This is a genomic window from Subtercola boreus (genome assembly GCF_006716115.1).
Lineage (GTDB): Bacteria > Actinomycetota > Actinomycetes > Actinomycetales > Microbacteriaceae > Subtercola > Subtercola boreus.
The window spans coordinates 1969569-1991626 of sequence record NZ_VFOO01000001.1; the positions used below are offsets into that span (position 1 = coordinate 1969569).

Sequence of the window (22058 nt, forward strand, 5' to 3'; positions counted from 1 at the left end):
TGACGGCGCCGTCGAGATCAGTACAGGAGCATGGTGAGCCGGCGGCGCGCAGCCGTGACCCGGGGATCGTCGAGGCCGGCGACCTCGAACAGTTCGAGCAGCCGCGTGCGGAGCAGGTCTTTGTCGGCCTGGTCGGACTTCGGGAAGAGAGTCAGGATGCGGTCGAACGCGTCGTCGACGTGTCCGCCCGAGAGATCGAGGTCGGCCACCAGCAGTTGCGCTTCGACGCTGTCGGGCGACGCGGCTGCCGCGCTCCGGATCTCGTCGAGCGACTTTCCGTCGAGCCGGTCGAGCAGCTTCACCTGCGCCAGGCCGGCGATCGCCAGCTGGTCGCGGGGGCTCTGCGCGATGGCTTTCTCGTACTCCGCGATGGCACCCTTGTAGTCGCCGCGCGAGATGGCGTCGAACGCCTCAGCATGGTGCGGCGGCAGGGGCTCCTCCACCGGTTCGGCGTCGGCGCCGTCTTCGCCCGCGGCGGCGTCGGCCGCGCCGATCCGCCCGTCGGCCGGGATCGCCGACCCGGTCACGCCGTTCTGCAGAGCGAGCTGCAGCACCTGCTCGAACACCTCACGCACGGCGGCTTCGGGCTGCGCGCCCTCGAAGAGAGCGACGGGCCGGCCCGCGATGATCGCGGCGACAGTCGGGACCGTCTGGGCCTGGAACGCGGCCGTCAGCTGGGGGTTGGTCTCGGTGTCGACCCGCACGAGCACGAAACGACCACCGTATTCGAGCACCACCTTCTGCATGACCGGTGCGAGAACGCGCGAGGCGTCCGCGTAGCTCGCCCAGAGTTCGACGATGACCGGAACGGCGTTCGAGAGGTCGAGTACCTGCGAGATCGTCGCATCCGTGGCGTCGAGCAGGAGGCTCGGAACGCTCACGCCGGGCCCCGGAGGCCCCCCAGCGGCTGATACGCCCGCGCCCGCTGCAGCAGGTGCCCCAGCGGGAGTGGCTGCGCGGTTCACGAGCGACGAGAGGTCGACAGCACCTCGCAGGGATGCGGCTGAGGGGGGAACCTGGCTCACGGCAACTCCTTGGCAGACAACAGGCCCTGGGCGAAGCCGAGAAGTTTGACCTTCGATGCATCACCCGATGGCGGAATGTAGAACAGCAACTGGTAATCGTAGATCGCTTCGGTGCCCTTGGTCGACGTCGTCAGCCCGGAGGCCGCCGCAACCGCGCCCGACACGGTGACGGTCGCACCGGCCTCGACGACCTTGGCCGTCTCCGACTCCCGGATGTTCAGGGCGACGATCGCCCCGGACTGGTTCGTCGCCAGTGCGATGCTGTCGCCGGGGCCGGCGACCTTGGCATAGTCGAGCGTGGCCGTGTTCTTGAGGTTGGCCTTCTTGTCGGCCTTGAAGGCCGCCCCCACGCTGGTCAGCAGCGTGTCGTTCGTGGTGTCGAACTGGGTGAAGTACGGGCTGGCATCTCCGACGGCGAGGATGTCGGCATAGCCCGCGGCCACGTCGGCGGGCGTCTCCGACAGGAGCTTGGTGTCGTTGGCGAGCTTCGAGGTGCCGAGGGTGACGGGTGCGACCGGCGGGAGCGTCGTGTTCGGCTCGAGGGCGATCGAGTAGTAGACCTTGTAGACGCTCCGCGGGGTGTCCTGGATGAGCATCAGTGACAGTGGGGCGATCGTCTTGTCGTCGGGGTTCTCGACGATCGTGAACACCGTACGCGGCCAGGAGTCGGTGGCCTGCGGCAGGATGACCGACGAGGGCCCGACCGGAATGGGCTGCGGCACGGCATAGGCCGGGAAGGTCTTGCGGATCGCGTAGGTCTCGGTGCGGAGGTCGAGCGCCGGCCCCGTGAACCGGGTGGCGAGGGCCGCCGCGTCGGACGCGGCATCCGCTGCCGTGGTGGAGGCCGAGATCTTCGCGAGGATGCTGTTCAGCTGCGCCTCGGTCACCGCAGGCGGCGGACCGGTCGTCTCGTCCGTCGGCACCGGGGTCGGCAGCGCTGTCGATGTGTCTGTGGGTACCGGCGTCGTCGTGTCTTGTGTGGTGACGGTGGGTTCGGGGGTGGGAACCGGACTGGTCTCGGCGTACGCCTGCGAACCGATCGCCAGGCTGGCCAGCAGGGTCAGCGGCACAGCGATGGCCACCGACCTCGTGATCGACCGGCGCCCGCGACGCCCCACCCCGGATTCGATCGCGTTCGTGCGGGACGACGAGAAGCGCTTGCCCTTCGGCAGCGCCGGCGGCTTGCGTCTCGGACCCTGCGACTTTCTCATGTGGTGGAGGCCGAGCAGCAGCAGCACGAGCCCGGCGATGAGGAAGAAGGCGCCGGCCAGGAGGAAGGGCACGGCGAGCGGCGTGCTGTTGTCGAGGGGCCAGGAGATCTGCACCGAGTTCGGTGCGGGCGACGTGCCGTCGGTCGCGACGATCAGCGAGTACCCGGCCGGGAGGTTGAACGTGCGGTTCATCGCACCGTCGCTGGTGAACTCCTCGAGCCAGAGGTCCGAGCCTTGAGGGTTGCCCGAGCCGCTGGCGACGTTCGCCTCCCCGTCGGGCGAGGCAGCGACGGTCGTCGCGGTCAGGGTGCGGGAGCTGTCGTCGGTCGCACCGAAGCCCACGCTGTCGTACGACGACCCGTTCAGCCACGCCTTCACATCGTCGGTGCGCCCGTAGGCCGCGAAGACGCTGGCCGTGCCGCCGAGCGTCACGGTCTGGTTGCCGCTCTCGGCCTGCAGTACCGCACTGTCGATGTAGAGGTAGGGCGAACCGTCGCTCGTGGTGGTCGAGACGGTCAGCGACGACGGCGGCAGGAGCACGGTGCGTTCGGCGATACCGATGCCGATGAGCGCCGTCGCAACGACGAAGGCGAAGATGGCAAGTATGAATCGCACGTGAGAACTCCAGACAAGGACATTAAAAGATAGCTGATCCTCCTTGGGTATGCTCCCAGACTTCGGAGCGTGCGGGTAATCCGGCCCGCGTCCGGGCTCGTGGGTGAGCCCCTAGAATGTCCCTGCACCCCGGGATCCCGGGCTTTACGAGGAGAAACTGTGAAGATTCAGAACGCCTTCGTGTTCGGTCTGGTCGGCACCCTCGGCGTGGGTCTCGGGCTCCTCATCCTCTTCATGGTGGGCAGCCTCGCCACCGTGCTGACCTATGTCGGAATCGCCATCTTCCTGGCGCTCGGGCTCGACCCGCTCGTGTCCTGGCTGCAGCGCAAGAAGGTGCCCCGGGCGCTCGCCATCCTCATCGTCGTCATCGCGGTCGCCGGCGTGATCACGGGCCTGGTCTTCGCCGTACTGCCGATCATCATCCAGCAGCTGACCCAGCTGTTCGACCAGCTGCCGGTGCTCTTCACTCAGCTGACGTCCTCGGACTTCGCCGCGAATCTCACGCGGCAGCTCGGCGGCTACATCGATGTGCAGGCAGTCGTGGATGCCGTCACCAACTATCTGCGGGACCCGGGCAACATCACCACCATCGCCGGCGGTGCGCTGCAGGTCGGCATCGGAATCGCGAACGGTGTCTTCGGCATCGTGATCGTGATCATCCTCACCCTCTTCTTCACGGCGAACCTCGGCATGATGAAGCGCACGGTGTACCTGCTGGTGCCGGCCACCAAGCGGGAGCGTTTCGCCGACCTCGGCGAGCAGATCACCGACGCCGTCGGGCGTTATGTCGTGGGACAGGTCGCGCTGGCCGCGTGCAACGGCGTGCTGAGCTTCATCTTCCTGTCGATCATCCAGGCCCCGTACGCCGCCGTGCTGGCGTTCATCGCGGGCGTGCTCTCGCTCATCCCGCTCGTCGGCACGATCTCCGGCTCGGTCATCATCGTCGGTATCTGCCTGATCCCGACGATCGGCTCACCACTGACCGCACTCGTCGCCGCGATCTACTACCTCATCTACATGCAGGTGGAGGCATATCTCCTGAGCCCGAACATCATGCGGCGGGCGGTCTCCGTGCCGGGCTCGATCGTCGTCATCGCGGCCCTCGCCGGCGGCTCCCTGCTGGGGGTGCTCGGAGCGCTCGTGGCGATCCCCGTCGCCGCGTCGATCATGCTGATCGTCAAGCAGGTCGTGATCCCCGCGCAGAACGAGCGCTGAGCGCTGGAGTGCAGCGAGCCGCGGCCTGTGGCCCGTGGCGGGCGGGGGCATGCCGGGCGCAGTACTACTCGCTCTCGTACGTCTCCGGCAGCGGTGCCCGCGACGGATTGACCCGCGAGACGATCTCGTTCAGCACGCGACGGGTCTGCGTCTCCCCCACCCAGAGATGCTTCGCGCCCTCCACGGCCACCAGGTCGACATCCGGTACGAGCGCGAACCGCTCCCGGGCTTCGGCCGGCCGCAGGAAGTCGTCGAGCTCGGGTACGAGCGCGACCAGCGGAACATCGGCTGCCGCCCACGCGCGCAACTCGTCGTCCGTCGCGCGGTGCAGCGGCGGCGACAGCAGGATCGCCCCGTCGATCTCGTGCGACAGCCCGTACTTCAGGGCCAGCTCGGTGCCGAACGACCAGCCCACGAGCCACGGATGCGGCAGCCCGCGTTCGGCGACGAAGGCCATCGCCGCGTCGACGTCGAGCCGTTCATCCACTCCCTCACCGAAGCTGCCGGCACTCGTTCCGCGGGGCGAGGAGGTTCCGCGGGTGTTGAAGCGCAGCACCGCGAGATCGGCGAGGGCGGGCAGGCGCCAGGCCGCCTTCCGGAGGATGTGCGAGTCCATGAAGCCGCCGGCGGTGGGCAGTGGATGAAGCGTCACGAGGGTCGCGACCGGCGGGCGTCCGACAGGCAGCGCCAGTTCGCCCACCAGGGTGAGCCCGTCGGTGGTGTGCAGCTCGATGTCTTCCCGCACGGCGGGCAGCACGACGGTCGAGCGGATGTCGATGGTGGTCATGAGACGCCGATCCTCCAGCAGTGGTTGTGCCAGTGCCGGCGCGCGGCGAGGTCACTGGCGTCGCCCAGCACGCCGTCGGCGCGCCAGGTCACGACATGGGCCGTTCCGACGGTGATGGGCAGCGAGCATCCGGGGCAGACGTAGTCTTTCGTCGCCTGGCCGACGGAGATCGGCTGCACGTTCCAGTCGTGACCGCGCCGCCACTCGACGGTGCGCGAGCCTGTCATCATCCGTTCGATGCCTTCCGCAGCCGCGTCATCGGGTTGCCCCTTCGCGCGGCGGGACCGGTTGCTGCGGGGCATTACGGGCGGACCGCCACCATGACGTCGACGACGGCATCGAGCACGAGGTCGACCTGGGTCTCGTTGTAGCCGCCCAGCTTCGGGGTGAAGAGAGCGCCGCGCACCGTCTCGACCGGCAGCGGTGCGCCGTTCCGGAAGTAGGCGACGAGCCGGTCGCAGAACGCGTCGACCTGGCGGCGGTCGTATCCCCCGCTCAGAGCTCCGGCCCGGCGGAACCGGTGGCCCGGCTCCCGCTCCAGCCGCGCGAGGATCTCGCGTGCACGATCCCTGTTCAGGTCATACCATTCGGCGTCACCGAGGTCGCGTTTGCCGGTCGCCCGTTCGCGCGCGGCGAAAGCCTCTTCGAGCCGTTCCAGCGCTGCGTCGACGTGGAGGGTCGAGTAGCCGCCCTTCTGCAGGTCGAAGGAGGTGCTCCGGATGCTCCGCGAATCGATCGCGGCAGACGATGTCACCGCGGCCCCTGCGCCTGCTCCCGCCCCGGCACCGGCACTGGCCTGCGCCTCGTACGCGAGCCGGGCATCCGCCAGGAACTTCTCGACTTCGTCGACGCTGTAGCCGAGTTCCGAGCGACGGCTGAGGGGGAATGTTTGGCTCACACCGTCATTCTGCCACTGCCGGGTGTGAAGACCCGCCGCGCGGTGGGGCGTCTACGAGAAGATGATGTAGAGCACGTACGCCGCGGCGGCTGACGGCAGCATCGAGTCGAGCCGGTCGAGGAACCCGCCGTGGCCGGGCAGCCAGGTGCTCATGTCCTTGATGCCCATGTCGCGTTTCAGCAGTGATTCGGCCAGGTCGCCGAAGGTCGCGGTGAGCGTCAGCACCAGGCCGAAGAGGAGCCCGAACCACCACGGCTCCTGCAGAAGAAGCACCGACAGCAGCACGCCGGCGATCAGGGCGACGAGCAGGGCGCCTGCGAAACCCTCCCAGGTCTTCTTCGGGCTGATCCGCGGGGCCATCGGGTGCTTGCCGAAATTGAGGCCGGCGGCATAGGCGCCTGTGTCAACACAGATCACGACGACCATGAACGACAACACCCACCAGCGGCCGTCGGGCTGTGCCACGAGCAGGATGGAGATGCTGCCGAGGAAGACGACATAGGCCTGCACCAGCACGGCTGCCGCGACATCCCGGGCCAGTTGGCGGGCACCGCCGACACGATGGGCGGGAATCACCAGCACCACGAGCCGCCACACGACGACGAGCCCGATGCCGGCGAGGAGGGTCAGCCACTGGCCGGATGCGTCGCCGTAGAAAGCCGCCACGGACACCGCAGCGGCCGAGATCACCGAAGGCACGACCGGAACGTAGCGGCCCGACTTCTTCAGGGCCCCCACGAGTTCCACGCTGCCGACGCAGGCAATGAGCCCGACGAAGACCAGGAACAATTCGGTGATGAACACCAGGCTGACCACCATCAACGCAGCCAGCACGACCCCGATGGCAACGGCGCTCAGCAGGTTGCGGCCGGAGCGGGCGGTGATCTTGTCGTTGGCCTCTTCGAACTGCTCCCGGCGTGCCCGTACGCGCTCTTCGAGCTCGGCCCGCGAGATTCCCGTCGGGCGCTTCTGCTTCGACGGGCCTCGCCCACCTGGTTCGTCAGTCACGAAGGGCCCGCGCCTAGATTTCCAGCAGCTCGGCTTCTTTGCGCTTCAGAGCGTCGTCGATGGCGTCGACCACAGCCTTCGTGCTCGCCTCCAGCTCCTTCTCAGCGCGTGCGACCTCGTCGTCGCCGACTTCGCTCTTCAGGGCATCCAGATCGTCTTTCGCCTTGCGGCGGATGTTGCGGACGGAGACCTTGCCGTCTTCGGCCTTGCCCTTCACGACCTTGACGAACTCCTTGCGGCGCTCCTCGGTGAGGTCGGGCAGCGTGACGCGGATGATCGAACCGTCGTTCGTCGGGTTCGCACCCAGGTTCGGCATGTCGCGGAGGGCCTGCTCGATGTCGCGGAGCGCGCCCTTGTCGTAGGGCGTCACCAGGATGGTGCGAGCCTCGGGGTTCTGCAGCGACGCCAGCTGTTCGAGAGGTGTCGGCGACCCGTAGTAGTCGACCAGGAGCTTCTGGAACAGTGCGGGGTTCGCCCGCCCGGTGCGCACGGTCGCAAAGTCGTCTTTCGTCGATTCGAGCGCCTTGCGCATCCGCTCGGCGGTATCGGTCAGTACATCGGCAATCACGGTAACTCCTTCAGAAATCCTGTGGCCCAGTTTAGTTCGGTTGCCGGTGTCACTGGTGCGTGGTGTGGACCAGGGTGCCGATCTGCTCACCGAGGATCGCCTTCGTGACGTTGCCGGTCGGTTCCATGCCGAAGACCATCATCGGCATGTTGTTGTCCATGCAGAGGCTGAACGCGGTGGAGTCCACGACCTTCAGCTCGCGCTGGAGCGCGTCGAGGTAGGTCAGGCGGTCGATCTTCTTCGCGTCGGGATTCGATCGGGGATCGGCGTCGTAGACACCGTCGACACCGTTCTTGGCGACCAGCACGACATCCGCACCGATCTCGAGCGCACGCTGCGCGGCGACGGTGTCGGTGGAGAAGTACGGCAGCCCGGCGCCGGCACCGAAGATGACGACGCGGCCCTTCTCAAGGTGCCGCTCGGCACGGCGCGGGATGTACGGCTCGGCCACCTGCGTCATCGAGATGGCCGACTGCACCCGTGTGGCGGCGCCGGCCTGCTCGAGGAAGTCCTGCAGCGCGAGGGCGTTCATCACGGTGCCGAGCATGCCCATGTAGTCGGCGCGGCCCCGGTCCATTCCGCGCTGGGAGAGTTCCGCGCCGCGGAAGAAGTTGCCGCCACCGACGACGATCGCGATCTCGACCTGCTTGGCGGCCTCGGCGATCTCGCGGGCCAGCTCGCCGACCACATCGGGGTTCACACCGAGGGAGCCGCCACCGAAGGCTTCACCCGAGAGCTTCAGCAGAACCCGACGACGGCCTGTGCTTTCAGACATGGTGGTTGTCCCTTCGTTCGTTCGCTGTTCAGGCTACCGGTAAACAAAAAGCCCCGACGCCGTTACGGGCGTCGGGGCTTTGTGGTGGTGGAGCTTACGCGCCGACCTTGAAGCGGGCGAAGCCGGTGACCGTGAGGCCAGCGTCTGCCAGCACCTTGGCGACGGAGAGCTTGTTGTCCTTCGCGTAGTCCTGGTCGAGCAGAGCGACCTGCTTGAAGTACCCGGTGAGACGGCCTTCGATGATCTTGGGCAGGGCCGCAGCGGGCTTGCCCTCATTCTCGGCGATCTCGGTCACGATCTTGCGCTCGGCGTCGACAGCGTCGGCGGGAACGTCGTCACGGCTGAGGTACTCGGGGTTCGCGAACGAGATGTGCTGCGCGATGCTCCGTGCGGTCTCTGCATCGTCACCGGTGTAACCGACGACGACACCGACCTGCGGGGGCAGGTCTTTGCTCGTGCGGTGCAAGTAGATGGCGAAGTGCTCGCCGCTGACCTTCGCGATACGGCGGAGTTCGAGCTTCTCGCCGAGGATCGCAGCCTCGTCGGAGATGGTCGCTGCGACCGTCTGCGAGCCGGCGTCGGCCGCGAGGGCCTCATCGAGAGTGGATGCTCCGGACGCGGTGACCGCATCCAGAACCTTCTCGCTCAGATCGATGAACTTCTGGTTCTTCGCGACGAAGTCGGTCTCGCTGGCGAGCTCGATGAGGGTGGCTGTGTCGCCGTTCTCCTTCGCTGCCACGAGGCCTTCGCTGGTGGCGCGGCCCTCGCGCTTGGCGACGCCCTTCTGGCCCTTGAGGCGCAGGATCTCGATGGCCTTCTCGATGTCACCATCGGCCTCGACGAGAGCGTTCTTGCTGTCTACCATTCCGGCGCCGAGACGGTCGCGGAGGATCTTAACGTCGGCAACGTTGAAATTTGCCATGGTACTGGTTGCTCCTTAGCTGAATGGCTGTGCCCGGGGCCCGCGACCAATGGGTGCAGTCCCGGGCACAGCTGAGATGTGTGACGAGGCGGGGAGGTTAGACTTCCTGCGCCGGGTCGACGGTGCGTGCCTCGGCGACGGGGTGCTCGACCGGGTCACCGATGTTCTTGCCGATGAGCTGCGCGTCAGCGTCGTTCTCCTCGGTGTTCGGCTCTTCGGCCAGCTCGGCCACGTCGGCGTCGATGACGGCGGCGTCGGCCTGGGCGGCCTCGACGACGGCAGCGTCAGCGCCCTCGGTGGCGAGGGTCTCCGCAACAGCGGTCTCGTCAGCGGCCAGCTCGACGGTCGAGGTCTCGAGGAGCTCGCGCTCCCACTCGGCCAGGGGCTCGACGGCCGACACGTTGCCGGTCTCCTCGGGCTTCTGGTGGCGCTGGATGAGGCCCTCAGCAGCGGCGTCGGCGATGATGCGGGTCAGCAGGCCCACCGAACGGATCGCGTCGTCGTTGCCCGGGATCGGGTACTGCACTTCGTCGGGGTCGCAGTTCGTGTCGAGGATGCCGATGACGGGGATACCGAGCTTCCGCGCCTCGTCGATCGCGAGGTGCTCCTTCTTGGTGTCGACGACCCAGAGGGCGGACGGGGTCTTCGCGAGGTTGCGGATACCGCCGAGGCTCTTGTGCAGCTTGTCGAGCTCGCGCTTCTTGATGAGCAGCTCTTTCTTCGTGAAACCGCTCTTCGCGGTGTCTTCGAAGTCGAGCTCCTCGAGCTCCTTCATGCGGGCGAGGCGCTTCGAGACCGTCTGGAAGTTGGTCAGGAGGCCACCGAGCCAGCGCTGGTTGACGTAGGGCTGGCCGACGCGGGTCGCCTGCTCGGCGATCGCTTCCTGCGCCTGCTTCTTGGTGCCGACGAAGAGGATGGTGCCGCCGTGGGCGACGGTCTCCTTGACGAAGTCGTAGGCCTTGTCGATGAAGCCGAGCGACTGCTGGAGGTCGATGATGTAGATGCCGGAACGCTCGGTGAAGATGAATCGCTTCATCTTCGGGTTCCAACGGCGGGTCTGGTGCCCGAAGTGCACGCCGCTGTCGAGCAGCTGGCGGATGGTTACGACGGCCATGAGCCGTTCTCCTGTTCTCCCGGCGTCTGTGCGCACGGATGCACGGCAGAGCCGAATCGGTTGCTAGCGGCGACCGGATGATCGCCCCTCCTGGTGCCCGGCCGAAACCCCGCCCGGACTCGTGACGAGTCGCAGGACCGAATGGGGAGTGGCGGCCGAATGGGCACGCGTAGTCACCGCGACGAGCGCGGTGCTACGAAAAGGATAGCACCGATTGGGAGAGCCCCGGCAGGGAACTACGCCGAGGTCTTGAGGGCTGCCGCCGCCTTGGCCGCTCGCCCTCCGCGATCGACCTTCAGGTCATCCATGCTCTCGAGCGACCGGCCCTTCGTCTCCGGCACCGCGAAGAACACGAAGATGAACGAGAGCAGGGCGAAGAACGCGTACATCCCGTACGTGAACGGCAGCGAGAAGGCCGACAGGGCCGGGAAGGTCTCGGTGACGGCGAAGTTCGTGAGCCACTGGGCCGCCGCGGCGATGCCGAGCGCCTTGCCGCGGATCCGGTTCGGGAAGATCTCACCGAGCAGCACCCACACCAGCGGTCCCCAGGTGGCGCCGAACGAGACGACGAAGAGGTTGGCCGCGACAAGGGCGATCGGGCCCCAGGCGCCGGGCAGCGACGGGTTGCCGTCGACCTGCACCGACTGCGCGAACGACAGAGCCATCACGGCGAGGGAGATGACCATGCCGATGGACCCGATGAGCAGCAGCGGCCGGCGGCCGGTCTTGTCGACGGTGAAGATGGCGACGAAGGTGACGAGCACGTTGACCACAGCCGTGACCACCGAGATCGTGAGGGAGGTGCCTGCGTTGCCGGTGTCGAAACCGACCGACGACCAGAGCGACGTGGAGTAGTAGAAGATCACATTGATGCCCACCAGCTGCTGGAACATCGACAGCAGGATGCCCACCCAGACCACCGGCAGCAGGCCGAACAGCTTGCCGCGGAGGCTCGCGGTGCGGGCGTTCTCCTTGTCCTCCTTCAGCGACTGCTCGATCTCGGCGAGCGCATCGTCCACCTGCGCCTTCGGCATGACGCTCGCGAGCACGTCCTTCGCATCCTCGTGGCGACCCTTGCCGGCGAGGTAGCGCGGCGATTCGGGCAGGCGCCAGGCCAGCAGGCCGTAGACGATCGCGGGCACGGCGCAGACCACGAACATCCACCGCCAGGCATCCACACCGAACCAGAGCGGGCTGTTCGCATCGCCCGCGCTGTTCGCGAGGATCGCATCGGAGAGCAGGGCGGCGAAGATGCCGAGGGTGATGGCGAGCTGCTGCAGCGAGCCGAGGCTGCCACGCACCGCCTTCGGCGCGATCTCGGCGATGTAGGCCGGCGCGATGACGCTGGCGATGCCGATTCCGAGGCCGCCGAGCACACGCCAGAGAATGAGGTCGGTGACGCTGAAGGCGAAAGCCGAGCCGATCGAGCTCAGCAGGAAGAGGGCTGCACCGATGAGCATGACCGGCACGCGGCCGATCCGGTCGGCGATGCGGCCGGCGAAGTAGGCACCGATGGCGCAGCCGAGCAGAGCGGATGCCACGGCGAAACCGCTGAGGAACGGCAGGGTGTCGAGGCCGAAGTCCGTCTTGATCGCGTCGACGGCTCCGTTGATGACCGAGGAGTCGAAGCCGAACAGGAAGCCGCCGAGCGCGGCGGCGATCGAGAGGGCCAGGACCTTTCGGTTCAGCCGTTTCTGCAGGTCCTTCTCGGACTGTGCGCTTGTGGTGCTGGTGTTGTTCGTGCTCCCGGCCATGGCCTGCCCCTCTGGTGATGTGTTCCTGTGGGAGCGGGAGGGGAGGGGCGACGCTGCCCCGGGCTCTTCTCGCCCACACCTTCGATCTTGCCACGATGTTCCACAGATGGCGCGAATGCCGGGCGGGCTTGCGCTGGAACGCGGAGGCTGATGACATGTACGCAATCACTTCGACCAGGGCCGTCGCTGTCGGCCTGCTGGTGCTCGGGATGCTCGGGATGACGGGGGTGCCCGGGGTGTCTGGGGTGCCCGGGTTCCTCGAGCCACTCCCCGGCCAGGTCTCTTCTCTCGGGCCGGCGCTTCCCCGGGCATCCGGATCTGCCATCGGTCGCGGGCGCGGCGTCTGGCCGACGGATGCGCCGCACCCCGTCGTGCGACCGTTCGAAGCCCCCGCCACCCGTTACTCCGCCGGGCACCGGGGCATCGACATCGCGGCCATCCCCGGCCAGCCCGTCTATGCCGTGCTGGCCGGCACGGTGACGTTCTCCGGCCTCGTCGTCGACCGCCCCCTCGTCTCCGTCAGCCACGGCGACGGAGTGCTCTCGACCGTCGAACCGGTCACCCCGACCGTCCGTGCGGGTGAGACCGTGGCCGCCGGCCAGCAGATCGGCGTGGTCGCCGGATCGTCGTCGCACTGCGAACCCGTCTGCCTGCACCTCGGGCTGCGGCTGAACGGGGAGTACGTCTCCCCGCTCCTCGTGCTCGGCGGCATCCCGCGCGCCGTGCTGCTTCCGCTTGATGGCGACGGCGGCGGCGGCGATACAGGGTGAGACGGATGCCCACCCCCCACCCGTCGTCAGGCGCGGGGATGGGCCGCGAGGTAGGTGCTCCGCAGACGTTCCGTCGTCACATGCGTGTAGATCTGTGTCGTGCCGAGGCTGGAGTGACCGAGCATCTCCTGCACCGCGCGGAGATCCGCTCCCCCGTCGAGCAGGTGCGTCGCCGCCGTGTGGCGGAACGCGTGCGGGCCCTCCGGACCCGTTCCGGGAACCCGGCTGAGCAGTTCGGAGACCACCGCGTAGACAGACCGGGTGCCGACCCTTTCCCCGCGCGTGTTCAGGAACAGTGCGCTCGACACGCGCATCTGCGACTCCTGCCCGGGCGCCGTGCTGATGAGCTGTTCCCGCCGGCCGTTCTGCCGGTACTGCGTCACCGCCGCGAGCGCCGGTGCTCCGAAGGGGACCACCCGCTGCTTGGACCCCTTGCCGGTCACCAGCACGGTACGGCGCTCCTCGTCGAGGTCGTCGACGTCGATTCCCACGATCTCCGACACCCGGAGCGCCGAGGCGTAGAGCAGTTCGACGATCGCCCGGTTGCGTTCACCGATCGGATCCCCGTCGGACGCCCGCTCGTCCAGCAGGTCGAAGATCGACTGCACGGATGCCCGGCTGAGCACGCGCGGCAGAGACCGGTCCGCTCGGGGTGCACGCAACCGTACGGCCGCGTCGCCGGTCTGCAGCCCCGTTCTCGTCAGCCAGGCCGAGAAGCTCTTCGCCGTCGCGGAGCGCCTGGCCATCGTCGCCTTCGACAGTCCCCCGTTGGAGGCGGCCCACAACCAGTCGCGCAGCAGATCGAGCGTCATCCCGGCTGACCCTTCAGCACCCGCTGTCTCAGCTCCCACCGACTCAGCACCCACCGACTCAGCACCCACCGTCTCCGTGCCGGCCTGTGCGCGGCGGTCCGCGGCGAAGGCGAGCAGGTTCGCGAGGTCGGAGCGGTAGGCCCGAACGGTGTTCTCGGAGTAGCCGCGCTCGAGCGCCAGGTGCGACAGGAAGTCGTCGGCGTTCTGTTCGAGGCTCATGCTCCAAGGATGCCCGACAGGCGTTGCGGATCAGCCGGCCGTCGGGGCGTGGCGGGAGAACGCGTCGCGCTGGCCCTCAGGGCTGAGGGCCTCGATCCGTCGCACGACCTCCGTCGGGAAGCTGTTGATGACCTCGTAGTCGCCGACCGGCACGATGGAGTGCACGACCTGCTCCGGGTAGACGTGCACCAGGTTGAACGACTGTCCTCCACCCAGCCCGTCGAGATGGTCGGGCCCCGCCGACAGATCCATCGTGTAGCAGGTGGCGGCGGCCACCGAGATCGGCACTCCAGCGAACAGGGACGTCGTCGAGTAGTGGAGGTGCCCGCCGAGGATGCCGCGTACGTCCGTTCCCCGGATGACATCGGCGAGCAGCTCCTGCTCCTGCAGCTCCAGGATCGGCATCAGCGGGAGAGTCGTCGGAATCGGCGGGTGGTGCAGGGCGACCAGCGTGCCGTGGGGGGCGGGCGTTCGGAGTTCGTCTCGCAGCCAGTCGAGCTGCCCGGACGTGAGCTCACCGTGATGGAATCCCGGCACAGACGTGTCGAGCGCGATCAGCCGCAGCCCGCCGAGGTCGAAGACCCGGTCGACCGGCTCCTCGGTGCCGGGCTGATCGAGCAGTTCCACCCGCAGGCGCCCCCGTGCATCGTGGTTGCCCATCACCCAGACCAGTTCGGCCCCCATCCGCTCCGCGGCCGGCTCCACCAGCGCCCGGATCCGGGTGTAGGCGTCGGCCTCGCCGAGGTCGGTGAGGTCTCCCGTGAAGACGAGGGCGTCGGGCCTGATCCCGGACCGTTCCAGCTGCATCAGCGCGCGGGCCAGGGTCGAGTCGGTGTCGACCTTTCCGTAGAGCTTCGCTCGACCGGCCAGGAAGTGGGTGTCGCTGAGATGGGCGATCACATGGGTGGGAGCGTTCGTCGGTGCCATCCCCCCATCCTGCCAAACCCGTCCGACGCTGCACCCCCGCCCGGTGCCCTCCACCGTTGCGGGCGCCCCGGCGCCCACCCATCGTCGCGGGCGCTCCGGCACCTACCCATCGTTGCGGGCGGCCCCGGCGCCCACCCATCGTTCTGGGCGCCCCGGCGCCCACCCGCGCCGCCCGCGCGCCTCACCCGGCCGGCACGGCGCGCCACCCGCCGTCCTTCTCCTCGACGACCCCCTCGAGCCCGAGCGCTCCGAGCGCCGCCTGGGCCGATCCGACGCTGAGCCCGGCCCGCTGGGCGACCTCCTCCGCCGAGCGGAGGGCGCGCCGGCTGACCGCGTCGAGCACCCGCACGTGTTCGGCCGGCCTCCGCCGCCCGCCAACCGGCCCCGCCACATCGCCCCGTGGCCCGGCTCGCTGCGGCGCTTCCAGAGCGGGCAGCCCGCGGAGTTCCGGCTGGAACTGCCCGGGGGCCGGTTCTGCGACCAGTTGCACGACCTCCTCGGCGGTGGTGACGCAGACCGCGTCGAACTCACGGAGGAGCCGGTGGCAGCCCGCCGACGACGGTGACGTCACCGGGCCGGGTACAGCGCCGAGCGGCCGACCGAGCGCAGCGGCATGGGCGGCCGTGTTCAGTGAACCGCTCCGCACACCGGCCTCGACCACCACTGTCGCAAGCGACGCGGCTGCGATGAGCCGGTTGCGCTGCAGGAACCTCCATTTCGTCGGAGCCGAGCCGCAGGGCAGCTCCGAGAGCACGACCCCGACCTCAGCGATCCGGGCCAGGAGGGCATCGTGGCCCGTGGGGTAGAAACGGTCCACGCCCCCGGCGAGGAAGGCGAACGTCTGGCCGGAGCTCGCGAGCGCCGACCGGTGCGCCATCCCGTCGATGCCGTATGCAGCCCCGGAGGCGACACCGAACCCCCGATCGGCGAGACCCGCCGACAGTTCCATCGCCACGTGCTCGCCGTAGCCGCTCGCCGCCCGGGCACCCACGATGGCGATGGCGCTCCGGAGCCCCAGAACGGCGTTCGGTCTGCCGCGCACCCACAGCGCCAGCGGCTGGTGCGGGCCGAGACCGGCGAAGCCTGCTGGCCATTCGCGATCGCCGGGGACGACCAGCCGGGCACCGCACCGGTGGGCCTGTCTCAGGGCGGTCAGGGCCGACGAAGCCGCCAATCGGGGTCGCCACCGCTCCAGGCCCGCCTCGACCGCCGCGTCGTTCGGCGCATCGCCGCCCGCATCCTGGAGCAGTCCGATGATCGAGGCGGCTGGGAGTCGGTCGACCAGGCAGCGCAGCGCATCAGCGGCCCCCAGCGTGGAAACGAGATGACCCGCCACCGCATCACCGGGCTCGGCGATACCACTCCAGCAAGCGCGGGCGAAGCGTTCTGCGGCAGCCTCGGCGGCACCGGCCTCCCCGACCGCACCTGCCTCCCCTGCTCCTTCGGCTTGTTCGGGTTCTCCGGGAGCCCACCCCGGGCTGACGGCGGCGACGGCTTCGATGACGAGTGTCTCGTCCAGCGAGAAGATGTTCACAGTGTGAGGGACTTTCTGAGGTAGAGGGCCCGGCCGATCTGGTCGGTGCCGGGGCGGGGAACAGCGTCGAGGTCGGCCAACGTCCACGCCACGCGGAGGATGCGGTCGTACCCCCGCATTGTGATGAGTCCGCGTTCGAGAGCACGGTCGAGCACGAGAGTGGTGTCGCGGGGCAGCTTCTGCGGCCCGCTCCGAAGCCAGGTACCGAGCACCTCACCGTTCAGCTTCCAGGGCGTCTCACTGAGGCGCGCAGCCATCCGCTCCCGCGCCTCCCGGACCCGGTTCCGGGCCTCAACTGTCGTGAGTCGTTCGCCCGAGCCATCGAGCCTGAGTTCGGCGGCAGACACCCGCCGCACCTGCACCTGGATGTCGATGCGGTCCAGCAGCGGCCCCGACAGCCGCCCGAGGTAGCGACGCCGCGTGTTCGGCGTGCAGAGGCAGTTCAGCTCGGCGGTGCCGTACTGCCCGCAGGGGCACGGGTTCGCCGCCATCACCAACTGGAACCGCCCGGGGAAGAGCGCGACCGCGTTGGCCCTGTGGATGCTGATGACCCCGGACTCGAGCGGCTGGCGCAGCGTGTCGAGCACGTTTGTCGCGAACTCCGGTGCCTCGTCGAGGAAGAGCACCCCGTGCGACGCTCGGGCCGCCGCGCCGGGCCGGATCTGCTTCGAGCCTCCGCCGATGAGCGCACCCGCCGAGGCGGAGTGGTGCGGGCTCTCGAAGGGTGGACGAGTGGCGAGCGTGCGCGGCACCGACGCTCCGGCGAGCGAGCGGATCGAGCTCACCTCGAGCGCCGATGCGGCGTCGAGGTCGGGCAGCAGGCCCGGAAGCCTCATCGCCAGCATCGTCTTGCCCGCTCCGGGAGGACCCAGCATGAAGATGTGGTGTCCGCCCGCTGCCGCTGCGACGAGCGCCAGCACCGCGTCGGCATTTCCGATGACGTCGGAGAGTTCGTGCTCGGGCGGCTCCGTGTCGTAGACCCGGGCCCCCTCGATCACGTCGAGCGGTATCGGGTCGAGAGCCGCACCGTGGTGGATCGCCGCGTCCCGCAGGGAGATGACGGGCACGATCGTCACCCCGGGCACCAGCGACGCCTCGTGCCGGTTGCCGGCCGGAACCACGAAGGTGCGGTATCCGGCCCGTGCCGCAGCGGCGATCGCCGGCAGCACGCCGTTCATCGGCCGGAGCCGTCCGTCGAGGCTCAGCTCACCGAGGTGGACAACCCGTTCGACCGACCCCGCGGAGACGGTTCCAGCCGCGGCGAGAATGGCCATCGCGATGCCGAGATCGAACGTCGAGCCGTGTTTGGGGAGGGCCGCGGGCGAGAGGTTCACGGTGATCTTGCTGGTCGGCAGCGGGCAGCCGGAGTTGGTCGCCGCTGCCCGAACGCGATCCCGGGCATCCGACAGCGCCGTGTCGGGAAGCCCGATGATCATCAGGGTCGGCAAGCCGTTCCCGATGTCTGCTTCGACCTCCACCATCGACCCTGTCATACCGAGCAGAGCCACGGAATGGGTGCGCGCCACCATCAGAAGATCCCGACGAGGTGCTCGATGACGACCGGTTGGCGGGGCGGAACCAGCACGCCGATCGCGTCGATGCGGATCTGTCGACGCCCAGGCTTCGCCGTCTCGCACCACGCGCTGGCCAACCGCCGGAGCCGCGCCAGCTTGGCGATGGTGATTGCCTCGAACGGATGCCCGTAACGGAGCCCCGACCGCGTCTTCACCTCGACGAAGACGGTGACGCCCTCGTGCTCGGCCACCACGTCGATCTCGCCCTGGCGACACCGCCAGTTGCGCTCGAGGATGCTGTACCCCTGCTCAAGCAGGTAGTCAGCGGCGAGATCCTCGCCGCGCCTGCCCACTTCGTCTTTTGCCTTCATGTTCTGCCTCCGCCACCAGAGTGGCAAGCAGAGCAGAGGCAGACGGGCGCTGAGACCGGATCAGTGGAGAGTCCCGGAGATCAGTCACCTGTGGAGGACAGGAGGAACCCGAGGGCTACTCGTCGAGCGCGAGCTCCTTGGGCAGCTCGAAGTCCTTCGACGACAGCTCCTCGATGTTCACGTCTTTGAACGTCAGCACCCGAACCGACTTCACGAAACGGTCGGAACGGTACACGTCCCACACCCACACGTCGCTCATCGTCAGCTCGAAGTAGAAGTCGTGCTCGGTGTCGCGGCGCACGAGGTCGACGTCGTTCGCCAGGTAGAACCGGCGCTCCGTCTCGATCACATACTTGAACTGCGATACGACGTCGCGGTACTCGCGGTAGAGCGCCAGCTCCACCTCGCGGTCATAGTCCTCGAACTCGTCTTCTTCCATGGTGCTCCAAGTCTATGCCAGCACGTTCGACGCCGAAACGTCGGGCACGGGGTCCGCCTCGTCGTCGGCCCCGGTCATCCGATCGCCCTTCAACCAGGTTCGCCGGTGATGGTCGGAGGGTCCGAGCAGTTGCAGGCCCTCGAAGTGCGCAGCGCTGCCGTAGCCCTTGTTGCTCGACCAGGCGTAGCCCGGGTGCTCGGCATCGAGGGCGATCATCAGCCGGTCGCGATGCACCTTCGCCACCACCGAGGCCGCAGAGACCGAGGCGCAGTCGCGGTCGGCCTTGATCTTCGTCGTGACCCGCACCTCGTCGCCGGTGTGCGCCGCGAGGTAGTCGTGGTTGCCGTCCAACAGCAGAATCGCGTCGGACAGGTCGACCCCGACAGTCCGCAACTGGGTGAGCGCACGCGCGCCGGCGAGGCCCAGGCAGGCGATGATTCCGAGCCGGTCGACCTCGTCGGCACTCGCCAGTCCGACGGCGGATGCCCACGCCCACGCTGAAGCGAGGGGGGCGAGCTGCTCGCGCTTCGCCTCGGACAGCAGCTTCGAATCCCGGAGGCCCACCGGGAACTTCCGGCGGCTGGTCGGGTCGATGACGCACATGCCGACGGCCACCGGGCCCGCGATCGCACCGCGCCCGACCTCGTCGACCCCGATCACCAGGCGCGCGCCAGCCCGCCCGAGGGCTCGCTCGTGGCGGAGGTGCGGGTCGCTGACCGGTGTCACCCGGAACCACCCGACGCCGAGGACGGCGCCGCCTCCGCCGCCCCCCGGAACACCGACGAGAAGTTGTCGAGGAACGTCCACCGGCCGATCGGGAACGTGATCCAGAGCGCACGCCCGACGACGTCGGCCTCGGGCACGAACCCGCCCCCCGGGTTCGTCTGGTTGTACCGCGAGTCCGCCGAGTTGCCTCGATTGTCGCCCATCACCCACAGCGAGTTCTCTGGCACGGTCACGTCGAATGCCAGGTCCGAGGCTTTGGTATCACCGGGCTGCAGCTTCAGGTACGGCTCATTCAGCGGTACCCCGTTGACCATCATCTGGCCGAGCGCGTTGCAGCATTCCACATGATCGCCCGGCAGGCCGATCACGCGTTTGATCAGGTGGTCGTTGCTGTCTGTGGCAGCCAGCCCGACAGCGTCGAGCACCCAGTTGACGGCCCCCACAAGGGGAGTGGTGGGTGCTTCTGGTGCCGTGTGCAGCCAGCCGCCCGGGTCTTTGAACACGACGACGTCGCCCCGCTCGATGGGGATGATCCCCGGTTCGAGTTCGTTGACGAGGATGCGGTCCCCGATCTGCAGCGTGTTCTCCATCGACCCCGAGGGGATGTAGAACGAGCGCACCAGGAAGGTCTTGATGAGAACGGATGCGAGCAGGGCGACCAGGAAGATGATGACGATGTCACGAATGAAGAGGGCGGCGCTCTTCTGGCGTCGCCCCTTGCGTCTGCCACCACGATCCGATCGTGGCCGCAACGATGTTTCTGTCATTTAACCGCCTGAGCTCCCGACCCATTTTATGGGGCAGGAGCTCAGGGAAATGGTCGACCCGCGTGGCGGAACCGGCGTATTCCCAGACGCGTTATCCAAATGTTAGGACGACGCTCAGAAAATGTTGCCGAATGCCAGCAGAGGACCGAGAAGCCGGCGAGAGACTACGCGTCGCGCTTCTCTTTGATCTTGGCCTTCTTGCCACGGAGTGCCCGCAGGTAGTACAGCTTCGCGCGGCGCACGTCGCCGCGGGTGACGACCTCGATGTGGTCGATGATCGGCGAGTGCACCGGGAAGGTACGCTCGACGCCGACCTGGAAGCTGACCTTGCGCACGCAGAACGTCTCGCGGACGCCCTCACCCGAGCGGCCGATGACGATGCCCTGGAAGACCTGCACACGGGAGCGCGTGCCTTCGATGATGTTCACGTGAACGCGAACGGTGTCGCCGGCGCGGAAGTCGGGGACGTCGCTCCGCAGGGATGCTGCGTCGACGCTGTCGAGAATATGCATGGTGTTTCGCTCTCTGCAACCGCCACAGGTCGACTACGTTTTTGAGGCCCGAACGGGCCAGTCAGTGAAAGGGTGTGCGATCGAGAATGCAGAACTCCCCTGTGGCAGAGTCTGGCGGTGGCACAATCGAACATTCTGCCACGAGACAGCCACCAATAGCAAAGAGCACGGGCCCCTCGGCGGCGAGCCACTGCAGGGCTCCGGATGCCCGGGGGCTACTTCTGGGCGCTGCGACCGGTCTCGATGACGATGTACTCGCCCTCGGCGACCAGCGGTTCACGAACGGCCCGGGGCGACTCCCCCATCTGTGCGGCGTACTGGAAGGTGTCGAAGACACCCTGCACGCGCTTCCTGGTTTCGCCGAGCAGCTGCGCGATCGAACTCCAGAAGGCGACGAGTCCCAGCACGACGGAGGCCACCGCGATGATCGACCCGGCGGGGAAGAAGAACCCCACCGCGATGATCGACACCTGCCAGAGCGCAACCACGAGCATATCCTGCCAGGAGACGGTCCGGGTCAGTCGCACCTGCTTCCGCGCGAAAGTGAGCAGCGCGACAGCGGCCATTGCGAGAGCGAGCACCCCGCAGGAGAGCATGACGATGAGGAACTGCCAGACCTGGCCGCCGAAGACGGACCAGCCGATCAGCACCCACAGCGGCAGCACAACGACGGCAGCGACCTGCCAGTAGTAGAAAGCCCGGCGAACGAACATGGCTCAAGAATACGGCGAGTAACGTGGACAGTGCCATGTGCGCTTCGAAAGCACAGGCAAGTCAAAGGGAATCACCATGATCGAACTCAGAACGCCCGCCGAAATCGAGCAGATGCGACCCGCCGGGGCCTTCGTCGGCGCGGTGCTGACCGAGCTCGCCTCGCGGGCGGCAGTCGGCGTCAACCTGCTGAAGCTCGACGCCATAGCGCATGACATGATCCGGGCGCGTGGTGCCGAGTCGTGCTACATCACCTACCACCCCTCGTTCGGCGCGAGCCCGTTCGGCAAGGTGCTCTGCACCTCGGTCAACGACGCCGTCCTGCACGGTCTCCCGCATGACTACCGCCTGCGCGACGGCGACATGCTCACGCTCGACTTCGCCGCTTCGGTCGACGGCTGGGTCGCCGACTCCGCGATCACCGTCATCGTCGGCACACCGCGGCCGCAGGATGCCCGGCTCATCGACACCACGACGCGCGCCCTCGACGCGGGCATCGCCGCCGCGCAGCCCGGCGGCCGGGTCGGCGACATCTCAGCCGCGATCGCAGCTGTCGCCCTGGCCGACGGCTACTCGATCAACACGGACTTCGGCGGGCACGGCGTCGGCCGCACCATGCACGGCGATCCGCACATCCCGAACAACGGTCGCCCGGGGCGCGGTGTGCACCTCGACCCCGGCCTCGTGATCGCCATCGAGCCGTGGTTCCTCGAGAGCACGAACAAGATCGTGACGGACCGCGACGGCTGGACACTGCGGAGTGCCGACGGCTCCCGCGGCGCCCACATGGAGCACACCATCGCGATCACCCCCGACGGCCCCCTCATCCTGAGCGCCCGCGCCTGACAGCTGGACGTTCCGGAG

Annotated in this window: 23 protein-coding genes and 1 pseudogene; 3 read left to right on the plus strand and 21 right to left on the minus strand. The window is 68.1% G+C overall.

All coding sequences use genetic code 11. The features are described 5' to 3' along the window. Positions 1–17: 17 nt before the first annotated feature. Both FB464_RS09170 and FB464_RS09175 read right to left on the minus strand, forming a co-directional pair. On the minus strand, positions 18–1025 hold the full coding sequence (locus FB464_RS09170) for a tetratricopeptide repeat protein (RefSeq protein ID WP_116414139.1): 1008 nt from the start codon (positions 1023–1025) through the stop codon (positions 18–20). Beyond that, positions 1022–2851, minus strand: a complete 1830-nt coding sequence (locus tag FB464_RS09175; RefSeq protein ID WP_116414138.1) for a DUF8094 domain-containing protein — start codon at positions 2849–2851, stop codon at positions 1022–1024. The genes FB464_RS09170 and FB464_RS09175 overlap by 4 nt, the downstream gene beginning before the upstream one ends. 159 nt (positions 2852–3010) lie before the next feature. Here FB464_RS09175 and FB464_RS09180 point away from each other — a divergent pair, with 159 nt between their 5' ends. Further along, positions 3011–4066, plus strand: a complete 1056-nt coding sequence (locus tag FB464_RS09180; RefSeq protein ID WP_116414137.1) for an AI-2E family transporter — start codon at positions 3011–3013, stop codon at positions 4064–4066. Positions 4067–4130: 64 nt separating this feature from the next. Here the strand turns inward: FB464_RS09180 and FB464_RS09185 are convergent, their stop codons facing one another. From FB464_RS09185 to FB464_RS09225, 9 genes and pseudogenes are all read right to left on the minus strand, one after another. Next, positions 4131–4853, minus strand: a complete 723-nt coding sequence (locus FB464_RS09185; RefSeq protein ID WP_116414136.1) for an alpha/beta hydrolase — start codon at positions 4851–4853, stop codon at positions 4131–4133. After that, positions 4850–5155 carry a hypothetical protein gene (locus tag FB464_RS09190; RefSeq protein WP_116414135.1) on the minus strand — a complete coding sequence of 102 codons (306 nt, stop codon included), beginning with the start codon at positions 5153–5155 and terminating at the stop codon, positions 4850–4852. Before FB464_RS09190 ends, FB464_RS09185 begins: the two co-directional genes overlap by 4 nt. Then, positions 5155–5751, minus strand: coding sequence for a DivIVA domain-containing protein (locus tag FB464_RS09195; RefSeq protein ID WP_116414134.1), 597 nt, complete (start codon positions 5749–5751; stop codon positions 5155–5157). The genes FB464_RS09190 and FB464_RS09195 overlap by 1 nt, the downstream gene beginning before the upstream one ends. A 51-nt stretch (positions 5752–5802) precedes the next feature. After that, on the minus strand, positions 5803–6759 hold the full coding sequence (locus FB464_RS09200; RefSeq protein ID WP_116414133.1) for a phosphatidate cytidylyltransferase: 957 nt from the start codon (positions 6757–6759) through the stop codon (positions 5803–5805). 13 nt (positions 6760–6772) lie between these two features. Further along, positions 6773–7327 carry a ribosome recycling factor gene (gene frr, locus FB464_RS09205; protein WP_116414132.1) on the minus strand — a complete coding sequence of 185 codons (555 nt, stop codon included), beginning with the start codon at positions 7325–7327 and terminating at the stop codon, positions 6773–6775. A 49-nt stretch (positions 7328–7376) separates the two neighbouring features. Continuing rightward, on the minus strand, positions 7377–8102 hold the full coding sequence (pyrH, locus tag FB464_RS09210; protein WP_116414131.1) for a UMP kinase: 726 nt from the start codon (positions 8100–8102) through the stop codon (positions 7377–7379). A 94-nt stretch (positions 8103–8196) separates the two neighbouring features. Beyond that, positions 8197–9024: a translation elongation factor Ts gene (tsf, locus tag FB464_RS09215; protein ID WP_116414130.1), complete on the minus strand. Its 828-nt coding sequence runs from the start codon at positions 9022–9024 to the stop codon at positions 8197–8199. 97 nt (positions 9025–9121) lie between these two features. Beyond that, on the minus strand, positions 9122–10138 hold the full coding sequence (gene rpsB / locus FB464_RS09220; RefSeq protein WP_116414129.1) for a 30S ribosomal protein S2: 1017 nt from the start codon (positions 10136–10138) through the stop codon (positions 9122–9124). 236 nt (positions 10139–10374) lie between these two features. Beyond that, positions 10375–11913: pseudogene (locus tag FB464_RS09225) on the minus strand (sugar porter family MFS transporter); the annotation flags it as partial. A 134-nt stretch (positions 11914–12047) separates the two neighbouring features. Here FB464_RS09225 and FB464_RS09230 point away from each other — a divergent pair. After that, entirely contained in the window at positions 12048–12662 is a 615-nt protein-coding gene (locus FB464_RS09230) for a murein hydrolase activator EnvC family protein (RefSeq protein ID WP_116414127.1), read from the plus strand. Between the two features lie 26 nt (positions 12663–12688). Here FB464_RS09230 and FB464_RS09235 read toward each other — a convergent pair whose 3' ends face one another. From FB464_RS09235 to FB464_RS09280, 10 genes are all read right to left on the minus strand, one after another. Then, the gene (locus FB464_RS09235) at positions 12689–13693 is read right to left on the minus strand and encodes a tyrosine-type recombinase/integrase (protein WP_116414126.1); all 1005 of its coding nucleotides are present in this window, start codon (positions 13691–13693) and stop codon (positions 12689–12691) included. Between the two features lie 30 nt (positions 13694–13723). Continuing rightward, positions 13724–14620, minus strand: a complete 897-nt coding sequence (locus FB464_RS09240; protein ID WP_116414125.1) for a phosphodiesterase — start codon at positions 14618–14620, stop codon at positions 13724–13726. Positions 14621–14801: 181 nt separating this feature from the next. Beyond that, a complete protein-coding gene (dprA, locus tag FB464_RS09245; protein ID WP_246092994.1) occupies positions 14802–16154 on the minus strand; it encodes a DNA-processing protein DprA in 1353 nt (450 codons plus the stop codon). Then, a complete protein-coding gene (locus FB464_RS09250) occupies positions 16151–17686 on the minus strand; it encodes a YifB family Mg chelatase-like AAA ATPase (protein WP_116416485.1) in 1536 nt (511 codons plus the stop codon). The genes dprA and FB464_RS09250 overlap by 4 nt, the downstream gene beginning before the upstream one ends. Continuing rightward, positions 17683–18039 carry a YraN family protein gene (locus FB464_RS09255; RefSeq protein WP_116414124.1) on the minus strand — a complete coding sequence of 119 codons (357 nt, stop codon included), beginning with the start codon at positions 18037–18039 and terminating at the stop codon, positions 17683–17685. Before FB464_RS09255 ends, FB464_RS09250 begins: the two co-directional genes overlap by 4 nt. 115 nt (positions 18040–18154) lie before the next feature. Further along, the gene (locus FB464_RS09260) at positions 18155–18478 is read right to left on the minus strand and encodes a DUF2469 domain-containing protein (protein ID WP_104244363.1); all 324 of its coding nucleotides are present in this window, start codon (positions 18476–18478) and stop codon (positions 18155–18157) included. A gap of 12 nt (positions 18479–18490) precedes the next feature. Next, positions 18491–19204 (minus strand): ribonuclease HII, encoded by a 714-nt coding sequence (locus FB464_RS09265; protein WP_116414123.1) that lies wholly within the window; start codon positions 19202–19204, stop codon positions 18491–18493. Beyond that, positions 19201–19971: a signal peptidase I gene (lepB, locus tag FB464_RS09270; RefSeq protein ID WP_116414122.1), complete on the minus strand. Its 771-nt coding sequence runs from the start codon at positions 19969–19971 to the stop codon at positions 19201–19203. Before lepB ends, FB464_RS09265 begins: the two co-directional genes overlap by 4 nt. A 164-nt stretch (positions 19972–20135) precedes the next feature. After that, positions 20136–20483, minus strand: coding sequence for a 50S ribosomal protein L19 (gene rplS / locus FB464_RS09275; protein WP_116414121.1), 348 nt, complete (start codon positions 20481–20483; stop codon positions 20136–20138). Between the two features lie 215 nt (positions 20484–20698). Next, positions 20699–21196, minus strand: a complete 498-nt coding sequence (locus tag FB464_RS09280) for an MFS transporter (RefSeq protein ID WP_116414120.1) — start codon at positions 21194–21196, stop codon at positions 20699–20701. Positions 21197–21272: 76 nt separating this feature from the next. Between FB464_RS09280 and map the strand changes: the two genes are divergently transcribed. Then, positions 21273–22040, plus strand: coding sequence for a type I methionyl aminopeptidase (map, locus tag FB464_RS09285; protein WP_116414119.1), 768 nt, complete (start codon positions 21273–21275; stop codon positions 22038–22040). The last annotated feature ends 18 nt before the right edge of the window (positions 22041–22058 follow it).